Source organism: Pseudarthrobacter siccitolerans (genome assembly GCF_030823375.1).
Taxonomy (GTDB): Bacteria; Actinomycetota; Actinomycetes; order Actinomycetales; family Micrococcaceae; genus Arthrobacter; species Arthrobacter siccitolerans_A.
In genome coordinates this window covers 4,149,388-4,172,026 of sequence record NZ_JAUSXB010000001.1, presented here as the reverse complement: position 1 = coordinate 4,172,026, position 22,639 = coordinate 4,149,388, and the positions used below count along the sequence as shown (strand labels likewise).

At 66.2% G+C, this 22,639-nt stretch carries 15 protein-coding genes, 1 tRNA gene and 2 pseudogenes; 4 read left to right on the top strand and 14 right to left on the bottom strand.

All coding sequences use genetic code 11. The annotated features are described in order from the left end of the window. Positions 1–130: 130 nt before the first annotated feature. The 3 genes and pseudogenes from QFZ36_RS19440 (at position 131) to QFZ36_RS19430 (ending at position 2,407) form a co-directional block, all read left to right on the top strand. Positions 131–1,640 (top strand): annotated as a pseudogene (locus tag QFZ36_RS19440) (SDR family oxidoreductase). A gap of 43 nt (positions 1,641–1,683) precedes the next feature. Continuing rightward, a complete protein-coding gene (locus tag QFZ36_RS19435) occupies positions 1,684–2,181 on the top strand; it encodes a DUF2505 domain-containing protein (protein WP_306638732.1) in 498 nt (165 codons plus the stop codon). Between the two features lie 4 nt (positions 2,182–2,185). Continuing rightward, positions 2,186–2,407, top strand: a complete 222-nt coding sequence (locus tag QFZ36_RS19430) for an SCO4848 family membrane protein (RefSeq protein WP_306638731.1) — start codon at positions 2,186–2,188, stop codon at positions 2,405–2,407. A 75-nt stretch (positions 2,408–2,482) separates the two neighbouring features. On the opposite strand, the gene sufU is transcribed toward QFZ36_RS19430, so the two are convergent. The 14 genes and pseudogenes from sufU to QFZ36_RS19360 all read right to left on the bottom strand — a co-directional run bounded on the left by sufU (position 2,483) and on the right by QFZ36_RS19360 (position 21,349). Continuing rightward, the gene (gene sufU, locus QFZ36_RS19425; RefSeq protein ID WP_306638730.1) at positions 2,483–2,932 is read right to left on the bottom strand and encodes a Fe-S cluster assembly sulfur transfer protein SufU; all 450 of its coding nucleotides are present in this window, start codon (positions 2,930–2,932) and stop codon (positions 2,483–2,485) included. Positions 2,933–2,959: 27 nt separating this feature from the next. Further along, the gene (locus QFZ36_RS19420; protein ID WP_306638729.1) at positions 2,960–4,285 is read right to left on the bottom strand and encodes a cysteine desulfurase; all 1,326 of its coding nucleotides are present in this window, start codon (positions 4,283–4,285) and stop codon (positions 2,960–2,962) included. A 470-nt stretch (positions 4,286–4,755) separates the two neighbouring features. Next, positions 4,756–7,359, bottom strand: coding sequence for a helix-turn-helix transcriptional regulator (locus QFZ36_RS19415; RefSeq protein ID WP_373427091.1), 2,604 nt, complete (start codon positions 7,357–7,359; stop codon positions 4,756–4,758). 52 nt (positions 7,360–7,411) lie between these two features. Next, the gene (locus QFZ36_RS19410) at positions 7,412–10,147 is read right to left on the bottom strand and encodes a helix-turn-helix transcriptional regulator (RefSeq protein WP_306638725.1); all 2,736 of its coding nucleotides are present in this window, start codon (positions 10,145–10,147) and stop codon (positions 7,412–7,414) included. 122 nt (positions 10,148–10,269) lie between these two features. Continuing rightward, positions 10,270–10,861: pseudogene (gene pth / locus QFZ36_RS19405) on the bottom strand (aminoacyl-tRNA hydrolase). 111 nt (positions 10,862–10,972) lie between these two features. Continuing rightward, a complete protein-coding gene (locus QFZ36_RS19400; protein ID WP_306638724.1) occupies positions 10,973–11,569 on the bottom strand; it encodes a 50S ribosomal protein L25/general stress protein Ctc in 597 nt (198 codons plus the stop codon). 363 nt (positions 11,570–11,932) lie between these two features. Continuing rightward, positions 11,933–12,913, bottom strand: coding sequence for a ribose-phosphate diphosphokinase (locus QFZ36_RS19395; RefSeq protein ID WP_306638723.1), 981 nt, complete (start codon positions 12,911–12,913; stop codon positions 11,933–11,935). Then, positions 12,913–14,394 carry a bifunctional UDP-N-acetylglucosamine diphosphorylase/glucosamine-1-phosphate N-acetyltransferase GlmU gene (gene glmU / locus QFZ36_RS19390; protein WP_306638722.1) on the bottom strand — a complete coding sequence of 494 codons (1,482 nt, stop codon included), beginning with the start codon at positions 14,392–14,394 and terminating at the stop codon, positions 12,913–12,915. Before glmU ends, QFZ36_RS19395 begins: the two co-directional genes overlap by 1 nt. A 106-nt stretch (positions 14,395–14,500) precedes the next feature. Then, positions 14,501–14,572, bottom strand: a tRNA-Gln gene (locus QFZ36_RS19385). Positions 14,573–15,174: 602 nt separating this feature from the next. Further along, positions 15,175–17,004, bottom strand: coding sequence for an ABC-F family ATP-binding cassette domain-containing protein (locus QFZ36_RS19380; protein WP_306638721.1), 1,830 nt, complete (start codon positions 17,002–17,004; stop codon positions 15,175–15,177). A gap of 34 nt (positions 17,005–17,038) precedes the next feature. After that, a complete protein-coding gene (locus tag QFZ36_RS19375) occupies positions 17,039–18,001 on the bottom strand; it encodes a 4-(cytidine 5'-diphospho)-2-C-methyl-D-erythritol kinase (protein ID WP_306638720.1) in 963 nt (320 codons plus the stop codon). Then, the gene (gene rsmA / locus QFZ36_RS19370) at positions 17,998–18,870 is read right to left on the bottom strand and encodes a 16S rRNA (adenine(1518)-N(6)/adenine(1519)-N(6))-dimethyltransferase RsmA (protein ID WP_306638719.1); all 873 of its coding nucleotides are present in this window, start codon (positions 18,868–18,870) and stop codon (positions 17,998–18,000) included. Before rsmA ends, QFZ36_RS19375 begins: the two co-directional genes overlap by 4 nt. Positions 18,871–18,992: 122 nt before the next feature. Next, on the bottom strand, positions 18,993–20,162 hold the full coding sequence (locus QFZ36_RS19365; protein WP_306638718.1) for a resuscitation-promoting factor: 1,170 nt from the start codon (positions 20,160–20,162) through the stop codon (positions 18,993–18,995). Between the two features lie 281 nt (positions 20,163–20,443). After that, positions 20,444–21,349 (bottom strand): TatD family hydrolase, encoded by a 906-nt coding sequence (locus QFZ36_RS19360; protein WP_306638717.1) that lies wholly within the window; start codon positions 21,347–21,349, stop codon positions 20,444–20,446. Between the two features lie 164 nt (positions 21,350–21,513). Here QFZ36_RS19360 and QFZ36_RS19355 point away from each other — a divergent pair, with 164 nt between their 5' ends. Beyond that, a complete protein-coding gene (locus tag QFZ36_RS19355; RefSeq protein ID WP_306638716.1) occupies positions 21,514–22,638 on the top strand; it encodes an AAA family ATPase in 1,125 nt (374 codons plus the stop codon). Position 22,639 lies beyond the last annotated feature (1 nt).

The following is a 22,639-nucleotide window of genomic DNA, read 5'->3' as shown; positions in this document are numbered from 1 at the left end:
CGGGTAATCCCAGCCTACCCCCAGCCGGCGAGATGCCGGCCGTCCAAAGGCGCCGCGGCTCCGAACTGCTACAGGTGGAAGAGAAAGAACACAAGACACAGGACAAGAAACACCGACGAAAGGGCACAGCATGAGCGGAACCAGCAGCACCCGGCCTTCAGGCAAAACTGTCCTGGTGACCGGCGCCACCGGCTACATCGGCGGACGCCTGGTGCCCAGGCTCCTGGACGAGGGGCACACGGTCAAAGTCCTGGTGCGCTCTCCCGGCAAGATCGCCGGCATCCCCTGGCGGGACAAGGTGGAGGTGGTGGAAAGCAGCCTGGACGACGGCGGGGCGTTGCGGGCGGCCCTGGCCGGCGTCGACGTCTTCTACTACCTGGTCCATTCCATGGCCGCCGGGTCCGGCTTTGAAGCCAAGGAACGGACAATGGCGCGGACCGCTGCCGACGCCGCGGCCGCCGCCGGCGTGGCCAGGATCGTCTACCTGGGCGGGCTCCACCCCCAGGCTGTGCAGCTTTCCACCCACATGCGGTCCCGCGAGGCTGTGGGCCAGGTGTTCCTGGACGCCCCCGTGGATGCCATCGTCTTCCAGGCCGGGGTGGTCATCGGCTCGGGTTCGGCGTCCTTCGAAATGATCCGCCACCTCGCCGAAACGCTGCCGCTGATGCCGGCGCCCAGCTGGGTGAGGAACCGGATCGAAGCCATCGCGGTGCGCGATGTCCTGTACTACCTCGTCTCAGCGGCGTCCCTGGACGGCCCGCTGAACCGCACCTTCGACGTCGGCTGCCGCCAGGTCCTCACCTACGCCGGCATGATGCAGGAGTATGCCGCCGAAGCCGGCCTGCCGTTCCGGCCGGTACTGGCGCTGCCGGTTCCGGCACCCAAGCTGGCCGGGATGTGGGTTGCCCTGACCACCCCCATCCCGCTGTCCATGGCCATGCCGCTGGTCCAGTCCCTGCAGCACGACGCCGTGTCCAACGAGCACGACATCGACCGGTACATCCCGCGGCCCGACGGCGGCCTGACCCCCTAACCGCACCGCCGTCGCCCTTGCCCTCGGGAAGGAACGCGACGGCCAGGTGGAGACCATATGGGCCAGCGCCGGAGCTGCCGCCGATCCCCTGCCGAGTGACCCGGACTGGGCCGGGCACAAGGTGTACATCGACGAACGGACCTTCCATGGCGACGTGGATCCGGCCCGGGTGTGGACGGTGATCGAGGGCATCGGCGGGCGGAACGGCTGGTACTCCCTGCCGCTGGCCTGGCAGGTGCGGGGCTGGCTGGACAAGCTGACGGGCGGGGCCGGGCTGCTGCGGGGACGCCGTCATCCGCATACGCTGGCCAGCGGTGAAGTAGTGGACTGGTGGCGGGTGGAACGGATCGAGCACGGGAAACTGCTGCGGCTGCGGGCCGAAATGCGCGCTCCGGGACGCGCCTGGCTGGAGCTGTCCGTTGAGCCGGACGGGACCGGCAGCCGTTACCGGCAGCGGGCTATTTTCTTCCCCAAGGGGCTGAGCGGGCGGCTGTACTGGCTGGGGGTCCTGCCGTTCCACAGCCTGATCTTCCCGGCCATGGCCAGGAACATCACCGGGGCGGCGCGGAAGCTGGTGGATGCGGAGCCCGGCGCCCGGACCCCGTAGGATGTTTGGAGCCTAATCCGACCCCCATGTCCCAGGAGGACCCATGGCCTTGAGCGCAACCACCACCCTTCCGCACTCCGTCCCCAGCGTTGCAGCTGTCCTGGTGAACGAGGATTTCCAGCGCCACGTCAGCCAGCTCGTCGGCGGCAGCCTGGAATCCTTCACCGTGGACGGCGACGTTGCCGGTGCCTTCAGCGCCACCTCAGTCCGGACCCTGCCCACGACCCGACTGCCGGAGATCGCCCGCAAGTTCGTGGGCGAGCAGCTGAAAGTCACCCAGGTGGAGAACTGGGATGCCCCCGCCGCGGACGGTTCCCGGCAGAGCAGCATTTCGCTGAAGATTGCCGGCGCCCCCGTCGATGTCACCGCGGTGCAGCGGCTGGTAGCGGCCGACGGCGGCACCCGCGTGGAGCTTGAAGGTGCGGTCAAGTCCTCGGTTCCGTTCCTGGGCGGCAAGATCGCCGACGCTGCCGAACCGATGGTGGCCAAGGCCCTGAACCTGCAGGCCCAGCAGGCGCAGGCCTGGCTGGAAAGCCACTAGGTTCGTGGAGCTGCCCGTCTTCCCGGCGCTTGTCCTGATCATCGCCGGGGTATGGTCCCTGGTGGTCTGGCCGCAGTTCCTGCGCCGGGTCATGAAGGATCCGCGCGCCAGGGACGCCACAGGCAAGGCCACCAGGTTCCTCACCGTTCACGTGGTGCTGGTCAGCATCTCGATGGTGCTTGGCGCAGCCACCGCCGTGATTGGAATTCTGGGGCTGGCCGGCTAGGCCCCCGGGAACCCGGCACAAAGAATCGTCCGGCCCTCTTCCCACATGGGAGGAGGGCCGGACGTTTCTGCGTTATCAGGCAGCCTGGTTGAGCGCGTCCTCGGCAGCAACCCAGGAAATCATGGCGCACTTGACCCGTGCCGCGTACCGGGCCACTCCCTCGAAGGCTGCTGCGTCGCCGAGGAGATCGGGGTCTGCGTGGATTTTTCCCCGCGACCTCAGGACCTCGCGGAAGCTGTCAATCACCCCGTGGAGTTCCGCCACCGTCATTCCCTCGGCCAGGTCGGTCAGGACGGAAGCAGAGGCCATGGAAATGGAGCAGCCCGCACCGTCCCAGGCAACCTGTGCCACTTTCCCGTCACTCACCGCCAGGCGCAGGGTTACTTCGTCGCCGCAGACCGGGTTGAGCTGGTGCGACTGGCCCGTCGTGGCGCCGTCGGGCGCGTCCGTGCCGGCCAGGCCGCTGCCGTGGCGGGCCTTGGAGTGATCGAGGATGATCTGCTGGTACAGCTGGTCGAGGCTCATGGTTTTACCTTCAGGGTGTGGGGTGTCTTAGGTGCGGAAGTAGGCGCGTACGCCGGCGACGGCATCCAGGAACTGGTCCACATCGTCGGTGGTGTTGTAAAGATAGGCGCTCGCCCTGGTGGTGGCCGTCAGACCCAGCCGGCGGTGCAGCGGCTGGGCGCAGTGGTGGCCCACCCGCACGGCAATCCCCCGCGAGTCAAGGAACTGGCCCACATCATGGGCGTGCACGCCGTCCACGTCGAATGCGGCGAGCCCAATGCGGTCCTGCCCCGCCGCGGGCCCCAGGACCCGGATACCCGGGATGGACTCCAGGCCCGTGACCATCCGCTGGCCAAGCTCGGCCTCCCAGCGGTGGATCCGGTCAAGCCCTGTTTCCGTCAGGTAGTTCACGGCCGCGGCCAACGCCACCGCCTGCGATATCCGCTGGGTCCCGGCTTCGAAGCGCTGGGGGGCCGGGAGGTACTCGGCCCGCTCCATGGTCACCGTAGTGATCATGGAACCGCCCGTCAGGAATGGCGGCAGGATATCCAACATGTCCTGCTTCCCGTAGAACACACCGATCCCGGTGGGCGCGAGCATTTTGTGCCCGGAGAACACCGCAAAGTCCACATCCAGCTCTTTGACGTCCAGCGGCATATGCGGGGCGGACTGGCAGGCATCAAGTACCACCAGGGCTCCCGCCTGCCGGCCCAGGGCTGCGAGTTCGCTGACGGGGTTGATGGTTCCCAGGACGTTGGAGGCATGCGTGAAGGCCAGGACTTTCGTCCGGCCGTTCACGGTGTCCCGGGCCACGTCCATGCGGAGGCCGCCGTCGTCGTCCACAGGGATGTACCGCAGGGTTGCCCCGGTGCGGAAGGCGAGTTCCTGCCAGGGTATGAGGTTGGCGTGGTGCTCCATCTCGGTCACCACGATCTCGTCACCGGGATACAGGGCGAGCTCCTTGAGCCGGCCATCGCCCCTGCCCTGGGCAGCCCACAGGCCGGCGTTGGACAGGGCGTAGCTGAGGAGGTTCAAGCCTTCGGTGGCGTTGGAAGTCCAGATGATCTCGGAGTAGTCGGCGCCAACGAAATCCGCCACCGTCTGCCGGGCGTCCTCGAAGGCTTCGGTGGCCTCGACCGCAAGATGGTGGGCGCCGCGGTGCACCGCCGCGTTGCGCTGCTCGTAGAACTCCTGCTCGGCTTCAATGACGCTGAGCGGGTTCTGCGACGTGGCTCCGGAGTCAAGGTAGATCAGCGGGCGGCCGTTGACCAGTTGGTCCAGGACCGGGAAGTCGTTGCGGATGCGCTGCACTTCGGCGTTGTCCATCACAGGCAAGGCGCGTTCCAGTGTGGCTGGCGTTGATACTACGGCCAAAACAAACTCCTTGAAATGCCAACGGATGACACTCAATTGTCCCACAGCACGGCTGTGGCGGCCGCCCGGAGGGGCAGCCGCCACAGTCGCTCCGGGCTTCAGCCCGCGGAGTGGAGGGCCGGCGACGGCTGGGGGGAGAGTCTCGGTCTCAGAAGACTCTGACGTCGCCGGCCCCGTCCAGCCCGGTCCCGAGGGACCGGAAGTTTCTTGGATATAAGGCCTTCATTTTGTTCTCAAAGCTTCGGCTTCTTTCGTACCGTTTGCTTTGCTTCCATAAGTAAATACTCCGGAGTACACCCTGCACACGAGTAGGGTGTACTCGAATTCCACCGCGTGGGACTACCTATGGGGCGCCGATACCCGAAAGGCTTCGAAGAATCACGCGAGGGTGCCGCGAGGGCGTGCAGGCAGAGGGCGCGCGGGCCACACCGTCCCTTCAGGGACGGTCAACCAGGCGGTTTCCAGGAGGCCTACTTGGGCAGGGCCGACTCCAGCTCATCCCGGCTCCGCACGCCGAGCTTGACGTACGTGCGGTACAGGTGGCCCTCGACCGTGCGCACCGACACCATGAGCCGCTGGGCGATTTCACGGTCTGTCAGGCCCTGTACGGCCAGCTCCACGATGTCCTGTTCGCGCCGGGTGAGGTGGACGGCGGGAGCGGCGGCAATAAAGCGGCCTTCGCGGAACCTTTCTCCCAGTTCGTGGTCGCATTTTTCGCGCATGGCAACGGCCTGCCGGGAGCGCCGGCGTTCCCCTGCCTGCTCCAAAAGGGTGCTGGCGCGGGCGTAGGCCTCCCGTGCCAGGTTCACGAAGCCCGATTCCTCCAGGTTGGAGGCCGTTTCCATCAGGGCATCCCCGTCAGCCTCTTCCCAGCGGGTAGCCAGGGTCAGCATGGCCTGCGCCCACCGGCCCTCCACGGTCCCGGCGACAGACTGCACCACCGGGATGACGGAAGGGTCGCCCAGATCCCAGCAGATGGCCAGGAGTTCGAGCAGGGTTCCGGCCCGCGCGGTGGCGTCATGCGTGGTGGCGAGCGTATGCAGCGCGGCAAGGCCTTTGCCGTCCCGGGACAGGTATTCGGCGGCAGCGGCGTTGTAGGCAGCGGCCAGCAGCTCGTGGGCCGGGCCTCCTGCCGCAGCATCGCTGTAGTCCTGTTCCAGGCGCTGCGCCTGAGCCGTGTCCCCCAGCCTTGCGGCAACATAAAAACCCAACGCTGAACCGAAGCGGAACAGCTGCAGCGGATCGTTCAGGCGGAGTGCCTCCACGGCCGGCAGCAGCACCTGGTACGCACGCTCCATACGGCCTTGCCGCAGGAGCGAGTACCCGCGCAGTATCTGCAGACTGCCGTTGAAGGTGTCGGCCCCGGGCGAGTGGCTGGCGGCGTAATTGTCGAGTTCACGCCCGGCCGATTCCCATTCCCCCATGGCAAGGTAGTCGGTCACCAGCCGGCCCAGTACAAACTCTGTGTAGAAGAACAGGCTGTCCTCCAGCGGCGGCAACTCGGAAGCGGCCAGGAGCGCGGAATCCAGGCCCTCGGAGGCCCGGCCGGCGGCAGCCAGGGCGTGCGCCAGGAGCGCCTCACCCAAGGCCCTGACCGGTTCGCCTCCCGCATCCGGGGAGGGGCTGTTCCTGATCTCCCTCACCTCCGCGGCCAGCGCTTCGGCGTCCACTTCCGCACCCAGCTCGAGGAGGCGCACGACGTGCAGGAGCTGCTCCGGCGCGAAACGGTCCCCGTCATCCAGTTGCCGGATGTGTTCCCGCATGTCATCGGCCAGGGGCCTGAGCGGTGCGCCCTTCGCCTGGTGGGCGGCCGCCCGGAGAAGGACGACGGCGGGGCCCTCGCCGGTACCGGACAGCTGCCGCCAGCAGGCATCAAGCAGCTCGGCGGCCGGCCCGTACACCCCCTCGTTATACAGCGCCCGGGCCTGGATAGCTTTGGCCAGGGGCACCAATGCCGGATCCCGGACTTTGGCCGCTATGGTTCGGGCGCTGTCATTGCGGAAGCGCCGCAAGGCTTCACGGGCGGCGCGCAGCATCTCGTCGTCGGGAATGCGCAGGCCTACCTCAAAGGCCCACTCCACGGAACGAAGCATGCCCTCGCCGCGCAGGGCCGCGCCGTCCTGGTGGGCCCGGATCTTTTCCAGCAGTTGCAGGCTCCGGGACACGGACAGGGTGTTCCTGATCGCTTTGGCGAAGAGGGCGTTCCACATGAAGAGCTCGGCCGGAACCCCGGAACTCTCGGAAATCATCTGCTGGTCAAGGAGGGAGCGGACCACGGAGGCCCCGCTGATGTCCTCGATCACCTTTCGGCCCACGGGCCCGGCGAGGGCGATGAGCTTCAGGGCCTCCTGTTCCTCCGGTCCCCGCCGGAGGTGGTCCTTGGTCACCACCGCCGTGAGCTGCGGGCCGTCCGCCGGCAGGTGGCCAAGCAGTACCCAGATGCCGTTCCGCTTGGCGAGGACTCCGCTTTCGGCGGCATCGTGCAGCAGTGCGTCGAGGATCCGCGGGTTGCCGCCCGACGCCTGCCAGATGGAGTCGATGGTGGCCGGCGGGACGGTCCCATCCAGGACGTGGGCCAGGACTTCGTCGATCTGATCCCGATTCAGGGGCCGGAGGTCCACCCGTTCGGCAAGGCCGTCGTACCAGAGCTGGTCCAGCGGCTGCGGGAGGCCGGGCCGGGGCCTGGCGGCAGCAACCACCGTTGCCCATCCGGCAGAGATGAGGTCCGCCACCACGCCGGCCGAGGCCTCGTCCAGGTGATGGGCATCATCCACTATCAGCAGGACCGGGGCGCCGCTGCCCGCCTTCAGCTTTTCAAAGTAGGTCCACATGGAACGCAGTACCGCTACCGGCGAGACGGACTCTTCAGCGGTCAGGTCTCCCGTGTAAGGGGTGAGGACGCCGAAAGGCACGGCCGCAAGGGCGGAGCTGCCGTGGATCTGCAGGATGTTCAGCTGCCCGGCGAGACGCTCGGCGATTGCCTCTGTCAGGGACGTTTTGCCGATGCCCGGCCCTGCCATCAGGAAAATCGCGTGGCTGGTGCCGTTCCGGACAATATTGCAGATCCGTTCCAGCGGCTCACGCCGCCCAGTAAGGGCGCGGTGGGCCGTTGCCGGTTTGTGGCCGTTAGACGAGTCCAGTCAGATCACCCCTGGAAGTTACGCCGAGCTTCGTAAAGACCTGGTACAAATGGCCTTCAACGGTCCGGACTGATACACCCATTTCCAGGGCGATATCACGGTTTGAGGCTCCGCGGCCGGCGAGCCGGGCGATTTGGCGCTCCCGTGCGGTGAGCAGCGGACTGCCGCTGCTGGGCACGATGGGAAGATTTGCCACAGTTGCCGCCAGGATGTCCAGCCTGGCCTGGGCGGTCCGGGCTGAAACCGCGTCGCCGTCCTGCCGCGCGAAGTCCACGGCCAATGCCATGCAGCGCGCCTCTACCGCGTCCAGTTCGAGCGTGGCCGCCAGTTCGCCCGCTGTGAGGAGGGTTTTGGCATCCTTGGTCCTGCTGCCCGCGGCGATGAGCCGGGAGACCTCTGCCAAGGGGCCTTGCCGGTGCCCGGCGATGTCTTCCAGGAGGCGGAAGTCCGCGTCGCTGCCGTTGACAGTGGCAGCGAGCAGGCTGATGCCTGCCATGGTGTAAACCCCTGCTTTAGCGTTCCGCTGGGCTGACTGCTTCAGCCCGGCAACGGATTCGGAATCCCCCAGCCAACGTCCGGCAACCTGGGCGCAGAACTCAATGATGTTTTCGGCGGAAAAACTGGATTTACCAGGAGTCCTTTGGAGTTTGCCGAGATACTTGCGTGCCTGGGGCGCGTTGCCCGTCTGGGCGTATGCCAAGGCCGTTGCGGCATACGCCGAGCGAAGGGCGCTCTGGCCCGGCTGGAGCTCCAGCTGGGCCACAGCCGAAATCAAGGGGTCCAGGGCAGCGCCGCCACGGCCGGAATAGACATAGGCCAGCCCGGCGGCAAGTTCGGACGCGGCGCTCCGGTAAGGCATGCGGTCTGATTCCCCGTCAGTGTGCGGTCCCACCAGGTCAATACACCGCCGCCATTGCCCGGCGGTCAGCAGTACCACGAAGGCCTCCCGGGTGTACTGCTCGCGCAGGCCCACCACGTGCGATGCGTCCGAAATTTGTCCGCCAAGCCGCCGCATCAGGCTCAACGCGTCCATTTCCCGCCCCGTCAAGGACAGTGCGGTCATCAGGATGATGGAAGCCTGCATGCGGTAGGAGGTGTCCGGATTGAGTGCGGGATCGGCTGCTGCCTTGAGCTCCGGAATCATTGCAGCGTAATCACCAGCGAACGCCCGGTACTCGAACCCGCTCAGTGCTACCCGATGAGCGGCGGCCACAGCCGGGTGCGGCCATGCGGCCTGGCCCCGGGCCGCATCCAGCCTTTCCCGTGCCTCGGCAAGAAGGGCCGGGACCTTCTCTGCGTGCTCCGGCAGCCACAGCATCACCCGGGCCTTGGCCGCAATGACGTGTGCGTACTCTTCGACTCCCACGCTGTCCAGTTCGGGCTGCGAGATGTCATCCAGGGCAGCCAGGGCCTGGACGGGCAGGTCCAGCTGAAGGTATGCGGCGGCCTTTTGCCGCTGGGCCGGCACCCACTCCGGGTCTGTCCTCTTAAGCATGTCCGCGTAGGCCAGGGCGAAGCGGGGGTCAAAGAGCTGAACCGCGGCTTCGGCGGCGGCGAGGGCCATTGCGGGGCTGAGGTCGGCCTCGCACTCATGGGTCCAGGCGGCGAAAGCCATCAGCTCATCGACAGTCATCCCGGCCGGCTCCGGTTCCGTCCCGCTGAGGAGCACACTCCGCAGCTCCCGCCGGCGGGCAATGCTTAACCAGGAGCGCACTACATCGCCGATATATTTCTCCCGCAGCGACACCCAGCGGTGGTCGGAGTCGTCGATCTCCAGCAGGCCCCCGTCCTCCATATCCGCCACGACGTCGGCACTGTAGATGGCAGTGAGCCCGGAGAGTTCCACCCGCCGGGCGCAGGAGAGCATTTCGATGACTTCCCGGGTTTCCGGCGTTTCCCTGGACCAGCGGGAGCGGACAATATCGTCAAGGCTGGCGGCGCCGTCGAGCACCACTTTGTCACGGAGGGTCCAGACGGAGTCGGACAGGACGAGGTTTCCCGAGAGCTTCTGCTCGGTTACCAGGGCCTTCAGCAGCAGGGGGTTGCCGCCCACAATGTTGTGGTAGGTGTTGACCAGAGAGGCCGAGACCCGGTGGCCCAGCAGGGACAGCAGCACCTGGCGGGTTTGCAGCTCATTGAGGTTGCTGAGCCGGACCTCGGTCAGGCGCCTGTCTGTGAGCAGCCAGTGGAAGTCGGCGGGAAGATCGCTGATCTTTGGTGCGACCGCAATGATCTTGGCGGTGCCGGTCAGGAGCACGTTCAGGAGCACCCCGGCGCTCATGTCGTCGATGGTTCCGGATGTATCAAGGGTAAGGACGCAGGGCCGTCCGGCGGCATCGCTCCGGATCAGCGAAGTGATGCCCCGCAGGATGGCCGTGGGCGAACCCATGTAGGCCTGTGGAAGGCGGGCCAGCAGGAAGGAGAGGCATCCGTAGGGCGTGTTGGCGCCGGCGGGGCCGCTGCGCAGTTGAAGCGACCAGGCATCGGGGCCAAGATCGGCCACTGCAGCCCGGGCAAGTGATGACTTCCCCACCCCGCGGCCGCCGGTGATAATGACGCCCAGGGAATCTTCGGAAGTCAGCGCGGCACGCACGGCTTCGAGGTTTGCGCTGCGGGCAGGGGCAGACCACCGTTGCCCCCCTGGTGTGCCGGAGGGTTCGGTCTGCAGCCCTGCGCCCTGAGGTGTTGCCCCACGTCCCCAGCTAAGCGGCTCAATTGACATGAACTTATCCCCTACGTCCCCTGGTGGCGGGATGTAGCCCCATTGCTCCCCCGCCTTGCAGACAGAGTACCTCGTCGCGCAGACAAGGAAACAGATTCGGGCGACTTTAAGTTTTTATGTTGCTATCGCTCAGACTTCGCAGGATGGAACTTCTGCTGTGCCGCCAGCAGCCCGTCCCGCAACAACAGCTCCGCTGCATCGGCCGCCTCATCCAGCAGGAAAGGCAACTCCTTGAGCTCGGCAGTACCGAAATCACGCAGCACGAAGTCTGCGGTGTCCATCCGGCCCGGCGGCCGCCCAACCCCCACCCGGACGCGGAGGTAGTCCTTGGTGCCGAGCGCCTTGGAAATGTCCCGCAGCCCGTTGTGGCCGCCTTCTCCCCCGCCCCAGCTTGAGCTTCACTGTGTTGAAGGGGATGTCGATTTCATCGTGTAAGGCGACCACGTGGTCCGGTGCGATGCCGTAGAAGTTGGCCAGGGCCGAGACCGGCCCGCCGGAGACGTTCATGTAGCTCATGGGTTTGGCCAGCACCACCCGGGGCCCACCGATACCAAGCCGCCCTTCGACCACCTGGGCACGCGCCTTGTGTGTCTTGAACCCCGATCCCATCCGGGCTGCAAGTTCATCAAGCACCATCTGGCCGACGTTATGCCTGTTGCCTTGGTACTGCGGTCCGGGGTTGCCGAGGCCGACAATCAGCCAAGTGTCAGTCATGAATCAATCCTAAGGTGGGCGGTTTCCGGTCGCGGCGCGGCTGGGGGCCGCACACATGCCAGTGGCCGGACCCCCATGGGGATCCGGCCACTGGCACAAGGTGAAGCGAAATTACTCGGCTGCAGCCTCGGAAGCGGTGCCGGCAGCTTCTTCAGCGCCTTCTTCGCCGGCTTCAGTGGCCTCGGAGATGTTCACCACGAGTGCGTCAGCGTCAGCGAGCAGGACAGCACCCTTGGGCAGGACCAGGTCCGAAGCGTGGATGTGCTGGCCGGCGGTGCGGCCTTCGATGTCAACCTCGACGGCGGTAGGCAGGTGGGTTGCCTCGGCTTCGAGCGAGATGACAGTCAGTTCCTGGTTGAAGACGTTGCCGGGGGCAACTTCGCCAACAACGTGAACGGGGATGTCAACGGTGACCTTTTCGCCCTGGCGGACGGTCAGCAGGTCGATGTGCTCGATGATCTGCTTGATGGGGTCGCGCTGGACATCCTTCACCAGGGCCAGGTGGCCTTCGCCGTTGATGTCCAGGGACAGCAGGGCGTTCGCGGTACGGACGGCCAGAGTGGTTGCCTTGGCGGGGAGGGTGATGTGGATGGGCTCTGCACCGTGGCCGTAGATAACGGCAGGGATCTGGTTGGCCATCCGGGCGCGGCGGGCGAAGCCCTTGCCGAATTCGGTGCGTACTTCTGCTGCGAGCTTCTGCTCAGACATGGACATCTCCTTGAAGACTAAACGGTGTTCAGCAAGGGCGGAGGTCTGTTGCGACCTTCAACGCCGGGCGGCCGATGCCTGACCCACTTCGAAGGGAGATTCAGACCCAGTCGATAACGGAGACTGCAATCCGGTGCCCGCAGCTGCGGTAACCGGCGCTCTCCCTCGCCAAGGTATCGCTAAGAATCTTACCAGCGCCGGACCCAATTCCTGAAACCGGCTGCGGTGGTTGAGCCTGAGCCCACGCCCGCAGGGTTCCCTGGCCGAGCTAGCGAGGCCAGGGTGCGGGTGGGGAGCGAAACCCCTCAGGAGGTTTCGACAGGCTCAACCACCGGACTTGGCAGGCTCAAACTACCGGACTCGTCAGGCCTTGCCGTCGAAAAGGCTGGTGACGGAGCCGTCGTCGAACACTTCCCGGACGGCGCGTGCGATCAGCGGGGCGATGGACAGCACGGTCAGCTGCGGGAAGCGCTGATTGGCCGAAAGCGGGAGGGTGTTGGTGACCACTACTTCACGGGCGCCGGACTCCGAGAGGCGCTGGGCGGCCGGCTCGGAGAAGACCGCGTGCGTAGCCGCGATGATGACGTCCTTGGCCCCGGCGTTCATCAGCACGTTGACGGCGCCGGAAATGGTTCCGCCGGTGTCGATCATGTCGTCGATCAGGACACAGGTGCGGCCTTCGATCTGGCCCACAACTGTTTTGGAAACTGCCTGGTTGGGAACGGTCAGGTCCCTGCTCTTGTGCACGAACGCCAGCGGGGCGCCGCCGAGGCGTTCGGCCCACTGCTCCGCGACGCGGACGCGGCCGGTGTCCGGCGAGACCACCGTGATGTTTTCGGCGTCCACACGGGTCCGGATGTAATCGGCCAGCAGCGGGATGGCCATCAGGTGATCCACGGGACCGTCAAAGAAGCCCTGGATCTGGGACGTGTGCAGGTCAACGCTCATGATGCGGTCGGCACCGGCAGTCTTGTAGAGGTCTGCCACCAGGCGGGCCGAGATGGGCTCGCGGCCGCGGCCCTTCTTGTCCTGCCGAGCGTACGGGTAGAAGGGGGAAACAACGGTGATGCGCTTGGCGGAGGCACGCTTCAGCGAGTCGATCATGATCAGCTGTTCCATCAGCCAGTTGTTCAGCGGGGCCGGGTGCGCCTGGATGACGAAGGCGTCCGTTCCGCGGACACTTTCGCCGGCACGGACGTAGATCTCACCGTTGGCGAAGTCGTAGGCGTCCACCGGCAGCAGTTCAGTGCCCAGCTCCTTGGCGATCTCCCGGGCCAGCTCGGGGTGGGCACGGCCAGTGGCCAGCACCAGCTTCTTTTCGCCGCGCGCCGTAATTTCGCTCATTATTGCTTGCCCTCTTCTGTAGATGCCGGGGTACTTGAGGAATTTGTGGTGGCTGCCTGGGCCAGTTCGGCGGAGCGGGTTCCGGGGCGGTTGGCCTGGACCCAGCCCTCCGTGTTTCGCTGTGCCGCTACCGTCAGGGCGAGCGCACCCGCCGGAACGTCCTTGCGGATCACCGCGCCGGCGCCGCTGTAGGCACCGTCCCCCATGGTGACCGGGGCAACGAACACTGTATTGGAGCCGGTCCTGACGCCTGAGCCGATCACCGTGCGGTGCTTCTTCTCGCCGTCGTAATTGGCCGTGATGTTTCCGCAGCCGATGTTGGTGTCCTCGCCGATCTCGGCGTCACCGGCGTAACCAAGGTGGGACAGCTTTGAACCACGTCCGATGCGGACGTTTTTGGTCTCGTAGAAAGCGCCGATCTTGCCGCTTTCACCCAGGACGGTGCCGGGGCGGAGGTAGGTGAAAGGGCCGACGGCGGCATCCGGGCCGATGAAGGCCCCGGAACCATGGGTGCGGACTACCTTGGCGCCTTCACCGATGGTCACGTCGGTCAGGGTGGTATCGGGGCCCACGACGGCGTCCCTCGCCACGGTGGTGGCGCCGTGAAGCTGGGTGTTGGGCAGGATCCGGACGTCCTCGTCCAAGGTCACGGACGCATCGATCCAGGTTGTGGACGGGTCCACCACGGTGACGCCGGCACGCATCCAGGCTTCCACGATCCGGCGGTTAAGTTCAGCGCCGAGGGCGGCCAGCTGGACGCGGTCGTTCGCGCCCTCCACCTGCCAGCGGTCGGCAGTGACGACGGCGGCCACGCGGCCGCCTGCCCGCCGCGCCAGGGCGAGCACGTCGGTGAGGTACTTCTCGCCCTGCGAGTTGTCGGTGGTGACGTGGGCCAGCGCGTCGCGGAGGACGGCGGCGTCGAAGGCGTAGATGCCGGAGTTGACTTCACGGATGAGGCGCTCGGCGTCGGAGGCGTCCTTGTGTTCGCGGATCCCGGTCACGGTGCCGTCGTCACCGCGGAGGATCCGGCCGTATCCGCTGGCGTCGTCCAGGACCGCCGTGAGGACGGTCACTGCGTTGGCGTCGCGTTCGTGGGTGGCCACGAGCTCGGCCAGCAGGCCGCCGGACAGGAGCGGCACGTCGCCGTAGGTCACCACAACGGTTCCGGTGAGGTTCTGCTCCGCGTCGAGGGCCTGCAGGGCCACCTCCACTGCACGCCCGGTGCCTGGGATGTCGTCCTGGTCCACAATCACCGCGGCCGGATCGACGTCGGCGAGGTGGCGTGCCACCAGGTCGCGTTCGTGGCGGACCACCACGGCGAGCTGGCGGGGGTTGATGCTGCGGGCGGCCAGGAGGGCGTGGCCCACCATGGACCTGCCGCCGATCTCATGCAGGATCTTGGGGGTACGCGATTTCATCCGGGTACCGGCGCCTGCCGCCAGAACGATGACTGCGGCCGGGCCGGTTTTCTCGGGGATCACGTACGGGCTCTCCTTGCTTTGGTTTCGCTGGCACTTACGGTGCCCGCCCGGCTCCAGGCCGGCGGGGCACCGATTGTCATGCTACTGAACGCTCCTGGCACAGCAGTTCCGCCCATAGGATTCGAACCTATACTCCACGGCTCCAAAGGCCGGGGTGCTGCCATTACACCAGAGCGGACCGTGCCGACGGCGTAAGCCCCGGGCACAAGTCCCTATTTTGCCACGGGTTCGGGGCGCCGCGCGACACGGGGCTTTGCCCCCAGGCTGCTCCCCCGTTCCCGCGGCGTTCCTCTGCCTTCCGGCCGGCTGCAATTGCGCCGAAACAGGTAGGGCACGCATAGGTGACGCTTCGTTCGCGGAGCGACCTCCACGCCACGATGCGCTCCTACGCGAAGGCCCCCCGCACCGCTCTTGCCGAGCGTTCCGTTTGGGGAACTTCGAACGAAACCAACTGCCGACGGTCATGATCGGGCGTCTTTCGCCGCCGTGCAATAGCCGGCACCTACATTCGGGCGCTCTCCACGAGTACCCCCTGCCGAACGTTCCGCGCGGGTTGCCTCAGGTTCCACGACGTGAGGCAACATTCCTCGCCGGAGGCGGTCCTTCGGAAAGGAGCGCATCGCGGCGCATCGGGCACCGGAGGTCGCTCAGCGACCGCAGGTGCCCCTATGCGTCGAAGCGTCGTCCCGAGGGCCCGTCGGGAAGGGACCTACGCGTTAAGCGACGGCGAAGGGCCGGCTGCGGCACCCAAGCCGCGACTCAGGCCGCACTCAAAGAGGGCTACTCGCCGAGGACTTCGGAGGCTTCGAGCCATTCGAGTTCGAGGGTGTCCTTTTCGTCTGCCAGGTCCTTGAGCTGCTTGTTTTGTCCGGCGAGCGCGTCGAAGTCGGACTTCTCCGTGCTCTTGACCATGTCGTCGTGGAGTTTCTTCTCCTGCTGATCGAGCTTCTTGAGCTGGCGTTCGATGCGGTTCTTGGCCTTGCGGGCATCCCGCTTCTCGGCCTCCGAAGGGCCGGCGGGAGCCGCGGCTGCGCCGCTGGAGCCGCCACTGGTGACGGGGTTGCCGCCGCCCGTGATGGTCGATCCGGCCAGGGCGGACTCGCGCAGTTCCAGGTACTGGTCCACGCCGCCGGGCAGGCCGCGGATCTTGCCGTCACCGAGGAGCGCCATCTGGTGGTCGGTGACGCGCTCCAGGAGGTACCGGTCGTGGCTGACTACCACCAGCGTGCCGGGCCAGCCGTCCAGCACATCCTCCACGGCTGCGAGGGTATCGGTGTCCAGGTCATTGGTGGGCTCGTCGAGCATCAGCACGTTGGGCTCCCCCACCAGCAGCCGAAGCAGCTGGAGGCGGCGGCGCTCACCACCGGACAGGTCCCTGACCGGGGTCCACTGCTTTTCGTTGGTGAACCCCAGCTGCTCCACCAGCTGGCCGGCGCTGAATTCCTTGCCGCCCACGTTAAAGGACCGCTTTTCCCGCTCGATGACCTCGATGACGCGCAGGTCGGAGACGTCGTCGAGCTCCTTGACTTCCTGCGTGAGGACAGCGGTGACCACCGTTTTGCCGCGCTTGACCTTGCCGGCGTCGGGAGTGATTTCACCATTGAGGAGCTTCAGGAGCGTGGTCTTGCCGGCGCCGTTGACGCCCACCAGCCCCAGCCGCTCGCCAGGGGCCAGGCGGAGGGTGATGTTGTCGAAGAGCTTCCGGCCGTCGTCGCTGCCCTGGAAGTCCAGGGAAACGTTCTCGAGGTCCAGTACGTCCTTGCCCTGGCGGGCCGTGGCCATCTTGCTCAGCGCCATGGAATCCCGGGGTTCGGGAACGTCGGCGATGAGGGCGTTGGCTGCCTCAATCCGGAACTTCGGCTTTGCGGTCCGGGCGGGGGCGCCGCGTCGCAGCCAGGCCAGTTCCTTTTTGACCAGCTGCTGGCGCTTGCCCTCAACCACCGAGGCCATCCGGTCCCGTTCAGCGCGTGCCAGCACGTAGGCGGCGTAACCGCCTTCGAAGGGATCCACGATTCCATCGTGGACTTCCCAGGTTTTGTTGCAGACTTCGTCAAGGAACCAGCGGTCGTGGGTGACCACCAGGAAGGCGCCCTGGTTGGCACGCCAGCGGGTTTTCAGGTGCCGGGACAGCCAGGCCACGCCCTCCACGTCCAGGTGGTTGGTGGGCTCGTCCAGCATGATGACGTCGTGGTCCTCAATCAGGAGCTTGGCCAGTGCCACACGCCGCTTCTGCCCGCCGGACAGGGCGTGCACGTTGGCGTGCCAGTCCACGTCGGACACGAGCCCGCCCATAATCTCGCGGATCTGCGGGTTCCGCGCCCATTCGTAATCCGCCTGGTCCCCCACGATCGCGGCACCCACTGTCAGGTCGCCGTCGAGCACGTCGCTTTGGTCCAGGTACCCGACATTGACGTCGCCGCGCTTGGTGACCCTGCCGGAGTCAGGGGTGGAACGCAGCGCCAGCAGGCGCATCAGCGTGGACTTACCGTCGCCGTTCCGGCCCACCATGCCAATCCGGTCACCCTCCTCAAGCCCGAGGGTAATGCCGTCCAGGACGGTGCGGGTTGCGTAGGAGACGGTGAGGTTTTCGCCGCCAAGAAGGTGTGCCAAAGGGAACTGCTTTCTGCTGCTGGGAAATATACGTCTAAAGGAGGGTGTCGGAGATGATGCGTGCCCCGGGAACGGGGCCGTGCACAGCGAGGGCCGTCAAGCCGTAGCGCCGCATCTTCTCCGCCAGGCCTTCTGCGGCAACGGCATCATCGGCCAACAGTGCCACAGTGGGGCCGGAGCCTGAGACGATCCCTGCAACGGCACCATGGGATTCACCGATTCCCAGAGTATCGCGCAATGAAGGTGCCAGCTCGATGGCTGCCCGCTGGAGGTCGTTGACCAGGACGCGGCTCAGCGCTTCCGCCTCCCCGCCGCGGAGGGCGGTGAGGATTTGCGGGTCCACGCCGGTGGGCTCGGCACCTTCGATGCCTTCCGCGGCCCGCAACCTGTCCAATGTCCTGTACACCTCGGGGGTGGGGAGTCCGTAGTCGGCCGTGACCAGGACCCAGTCCGTCTGCGCCTTGGCCAGGGCCGGGGAAAGTTCGTCGCCCAGCCCGAGGCCGACGGCGGTCCCGCCCAGCAGGGAGAAGGGGACGTCGGCGCCCAGCTCCGCAGCCAGGTGGGCCAGCTCCTCGCGGGAGAGGCCGCTGTTCCAGAGTGCGTCGCAGGCCAGCAGGGTTGCCGCGGCGTCCGCTGAGCCGCCACCCATGCCGCCTGCCACGGGTACGCGTTTGGTGATCTCCAGGTGGACGCCTGTTGTGCGCTCGGAGACGTCCGCCATGATGGCTGCCGCCTTGTACGCCAGGTTGTCCTCGTCCAAGGGGATATCGACGGCGTCCAGGTCCAGGGTGCTGTCCGGGCTGAGGCTGACGGTGATCCCCGGTGTTTCGGTGCTGGTGGCCGCCACCTCCTCGTACAGGGACACGGCGAGGTACACGCTGGCCACCGAATGGTAGCCATCAGGCCGCAGCGGCCCGACGTCCAGGGAAACATTGATCTTTCCCGGCGCCTTTGCCCGGACGCTCCTGGCGGCGAACCGTCCCGGGAGGGCGTTCACGGGCGGGCCTCGCGGGCTTCGGCGATCCTCGCGAAGGCCGTAATGTCGATCACTTCGCCACGGGCTGTGGGGTCCACGCCGGCAGCCACCAGGCAGCGTTCCGCCTCCGGGGCGCTGCCTGCCCAGCCGGCAAGGGCTGCGCGCAGGGTCTTGCGGCGCTGCGCGAAGGCGGCATCCACCACGGCGAAGACCTGCTCGCGGGTGGCGGTGGTGGCTGGCGGCTCATGGCGGGTGAAGGACACCAGCCCGGAGTGGATCTTGGGTGCCGGCCAGAAGACGTTCATGCCGATGACGCCGGCTTTGCGCATCCTGCTGTACCAGGCCGCCTTCACCGAGGGCACGCCATAGGTTTTGGATCCGGGAGGTGCGGCGAGCCGGTCAGCTACCTCGTCCTGGACCATCACCAGTCCGTGTTGGAGGCTGGGGAAATGCTGCAGGAGGTGCAGTACAACGGGCACGGCCACGTTGTAGGGCAGGTTGGCCACCAACGCGGTGGGCCGCACGGGGAGTTCCGTGACCTTCATGGCGTCCGCCTGGACCAGATGGAAGCTTCCGACGGCGGCGGGGCGCCATTCCTTGACGGTTTCCGGGAGCTTCGCGGCCAGTACGGGGTCGATCTCCACTGCCACCACGCCGGCGGCTGCGTCCAGCAGGCCGAGGGTCAGCGACCCGAGGCCGGGGCCCACTTCCAGCACTGTTTCGTCCGGTCCAACACCGGCCGCGGCCACGATCCTGCGGATGGTGTTGCCGTCGATCACGAAGTTCTGGCCCAGGGTCTTGGTGGGGCGGATACCGATCTCTTCCGCCAGCCGGCGTATGTCGGAGGCACCAAACAGCGGTGCGGGCGCGGCGGGGATGGGTTCAGTCACCTAGGTATCCTATCCCGCATGCCGGCCCCGCCCTGCCGGACAATAGGGCGATTAAATGCAGCGGCCGGGCCCGGAAGATCCGGGCCCGGCCGCTGTGTATTGCAGTGCAGTCGCGCCTTGCGTCAGCTGCTTGCAGCCCAGCCGCAGCCCCAGGGCTGCAGGCCGCGCTGCGCGTAGACGCGGTTGGCGACGTCGATCTGCTGGGCCTTGGTGGCGAGGCTGGCGTTCGGGGCGTACGCGCCGCCGCCTGATCCGATCCAGGTCCGGATGTCGAACTGGAGGCCGCCGTAGTAGCCGTTGCCCGAGTTGATGGACCAGTTTCCGCCTGATTCACACTGGGCGATCTTGTCCCACATGGCTTCGTTCATCATGGCCGGGGCGGCGGCACCGGTGTTGGCACCGGCACTGGCTGCGGGGGCGGCCTGGGCCACCGGCTTGGGCTTGGTGCCTACGGTGATCTTCTCGGTGACCGGCTGCGCGGTGACGGATTCGGTGACCAGCGTGCGGGACGCTTCGCGGCCGTCCACGAGGACCAGCTTGTAGGTCTTCTCCACCTTGCCGGCGGAACCGGCCTGGGTGACTTCTTTTTCACCCTTCAAAAGCTCGGCGCTTTCGACCATTTCGCTCTTAAAGGCGATTTCCTCGCTGGTCACCGCGGTCTGGCCGGTATCCACACGGGAGACCTTGATCACCATGTTGTTGACCACGGGGGCATTGGCGGGCTGGGAGGACCGGTCGTTGGCGCCGAGGGTCAGGCTCGCATCTTCCAGGACCTTGCCCACGGTGGCGGCGGTGGTGGTAGCCGCCTGCACCTTGCCGTCGGCAACGATGCTGACGGCCTTGGGGGTGGAGATGGAGACGAAGGATCCTGCCACTGCCAGCTGGGCGTCCTTGGGGGCCGAGACGGACGATGCACTTGCGACACCGAGCTCGGTGACCAGATCTTCAACGTCCTGGGCGGTGGTGTTCACCGTTTTCTCGGAGCCGTCAAGGCTGACTTTGACTTCCTTGGCCTGGTTGACGTTGATGACCGTGCCGTTCTGGACGGTGGCGTCGATGGCCGGGGAGACGCGGTCCGCCGGCTTCAGTTCGAGGTTGGCGCTTTTGACGACCTGCCCCACTGTGCCACCGAAGGTTTGAACGGAAGTCACCTTGCCATCAACGTTCAGCGTGATGGTTTTGTTATTGCCCACGAAAGCTACGAGACCCACCACCAGTGCACAAAGCACCAGAAGCTGGGTTCCAACCTTGAAAAAGCTGAACTTGCCGTCCGTTGTAAAGAACTTGACCACGATTGCCCGTAACTTTAGTCCTGTCCGGGCACGGGGAGAGCGCAATAAAATGCCCGGGCACGCCTCCAGGGAGGGGTAGTCCGGGCACCGTCGCGCCGCCACACTCCTAGTAGAGGACAGGCCGGAACAAGGCCGGCATATCAAGCTGCAAGTGGAGTGAACTTATCCGGTGGCCTTCCCCGACCCCGGCTAATAGTTTTCCACTGTAACCGTAGCGTTATAAAGCCGCCAAGAAATTTGCATACCAGGTATTTGTTTTGGCAGGTGCAGGCAGTGTGTTCCTAATCCCATTTTCCGTAGGCCCGCACCGTATTTTGGCTAAGGCCGGCACAGAGCGAGGCCAGGTCTCGGTTTGTCAATTCAGCCATGGCGCGCACCGTGTAGGGAACCATATAGCTGGCATTGGGCCGCCCCCGGTGGGGATGCGGAGTCAGGAACGGGGCATCCGTTTCCACTAGGATGAGCTCCGGGTCCGCGACCGCGAGTGCAGCCCGCAGGTTGGCCGCGTTCTTGAACGTCAACGTCCCGGCAAAGGACATCCACCAGCCTTCCCGGTTGCACGTCGCCGCCAGTTCCTCGTCCCCGGAAAAGCAGTGGAAAACCACCCGCTCCGGGGCCCCTTCTTCCTTCAGTACCTGCACCACGTCGCTGTGCGCGTCACGGTCGTGAATCTGCAGCGTCAGGTCCAGCCGCTTCGCGATGTCGATATGGCGGCGGAAGGAGTACCGCTGGTGGGCCAGGCCCTCCCCCTCGGTCCGGAAGAAATCAAGGCCGGTTTCGCCGATGGCACGGATCCGGGGATGGGCAGCGAGCTGCTCGATTTCCGCCAGCGCCTCTTCCAGCTGGCCGCGTGCGGCGTAACGGGGGGCATCGTTGGGGTGAAGTGCCACTGCCCCCAGCAGCCGCTCATCCAGGTCCACCGCCTGGACTGTAAACCGGGACGATTCCAGGTCGGTGCCCACCTGCACGGCACCCTGGACGCCTACCGCCGCAGCCGCATCCAGCGCTTCCTTGATGCCCACCGGCGCCTCCCCGTCCGGAAAGTCAAGGTGGGTGTGGTTGTCCATGACCGGCACCGGCAAAGGCTCAGGAGCGGGGGGAAACTCCCGCTGCCGGGAACCTTCGGATTCCGAGGTACCGCCGGCAGCGGAAGCACGGTAAGCGGCGGGGATCATCGGATTGCACATCCATCAAGCCTAAACCGACAGTGTGGCCCCATATTTGTTGGAACTCTCTGTCTGCTGCGGCAGTTGTGTTAGTAGTCTGGTACGAACACATGCGGACGCCCACCGAGGGGCGAAGGCAGGGCCAGCTGTCCCGTCCAGGAGAACCCCGGGCTGAAAGGTTGCCGATGGAATCCCACCGACGCACTGCCGATGATGTGAGCGCTGCGAACCGCAACCTTGCGGGAGTCGCAGAGCCCGTGAGCCACCTGAACGGCCACCGGCCCGCTGCCATGGATGCCACATCCTTCCACGAGGCAAGCCAGCGGATCCTGACAACCGTCAACACGGTGATCGACGGGAAATCGGACGCCGCGAAGCTCGCATTGACGGTACTGCTCGCCCAGGGCCACCTGCTGCTCGAGGATGTGCCGGGCGTGGGCAAGACGCTCCTGGCCAAGACGCTCGCCCGGACCATCGACTGTACTGTCAACCGGATCCAGTTCACCCCGGACCTGCTCCCCTCCGACGTCACGGGAGTGTCCATCTACAACCAGTCCTCCAGGCTTTTCGAGTTCCGGCCCGGCGCGGTTTTCGCGAACATCGTCATCGGGGACGAGATCAACCGGGCGTCAGCGAAGACCCAGTCGGCGCTGCTGGAGTGCATGGAGGAGCACCAGGTGACGGTGGACGGCCATTCCTACCGGCTGGACGAGCCGTTCATGGTGGTGGCAACGCAGAATCCCATCGAGATGGAGGGAACGTATCCCTTGCCCGAAGCCCAGCGGGACCGCTTCATGGCGCGGATCTCCATGGGCTATCCGGACAAGGAGTCCGAGATCGAAATGCTGGAAACCCACCAGTCGGCCTCACCGCTGGCCAAAGTCACCCCGGTGGTGACCACCGCTGACGTGGCCGCCATGATCGCCACAGTCCAGCAGGTCTACGTCTCGCAGGCGGTCAAGGAATATACAGTGTCCGTGGGCCGGGCCACCCGGGAAAGTCCACTGCTTCGCCTCGGTGCCAGCCCCCGGTCCATGCTGCAGCTGCTGCGCGCTGCGAAGGCCACCGCCGCCCTGGATGGCCGCGACTTTGTCCTGCCGGACGACGTTGTGGGCGTTGCCGAAGCTGTCCTGGCGCACCGGATCATCCTGGACCGGAAAGCGGCGGGCGCAGGGGAAAGCGCGCAGAGCGTCCTGCGCGGCATCCTGTCCCGCTTGCCTGTCACGCAGAAACCGTCCGATACCGGGGCCAGGGTCTCCGCCGGTGCCGGCCGGAACGCCCCCGTGGCAGGCTTGAGCAGGAACCACTAGG

Bases quoted from the DNA above. Each gene is read 5' to 3' on its own strand.
- sufU (WP_306638730.1), bottom strand. From the start codon at position 2,932: ATGAGCCTCGACCAGCTGTACCAGCAGATCATCCTCGATCACTCCAAG.
- QFZ36_RS19435 (WP_306638732.1), top strand. From the start codon at position 1,684: ATGGCCTTGAGCGCAACCACCACCCTTCCGCACTCCGTCCCCAGCGTT.
- QFZ36_RS19400 (WP_306638724.1), bottom strand. From the start codon at position 11,569: ATGTCTGAGCAGAAGCTCGCAGCAGAAGTACGCACCGAATTCGGCAAG.
- QFZ36_RS19410 (WP_306638725.1), bottom strand. From the start codon at position 10,147: ATGTCAATTGAGCCGCTTAGCTGGGGACGTGGGGCAACACCTCAGGGC.
- QFZ36_RS19360 (WP_306638717.1), bottom strand. From the start codon at position 21,349: ATGTGCAATCCGATGATCCCCGCCGCTTACCGTGCTTCCGCTGCCGGC.
- QFZ36_RS19355 (WP_306638716.1), top strand. From the start codon at position 21,514: ATGGAATCCCACCGACGCACTGCCGATGATGTGAGCGCTGCGAACCGC.
- QFZ36_RS19395 (WP_306638723.1), bottom strand. From the start codon at position 12,913: ATGAGCGAAATTACGGCGCGCGGCGAAAAGAAGCTGGTGCTGGCCACT.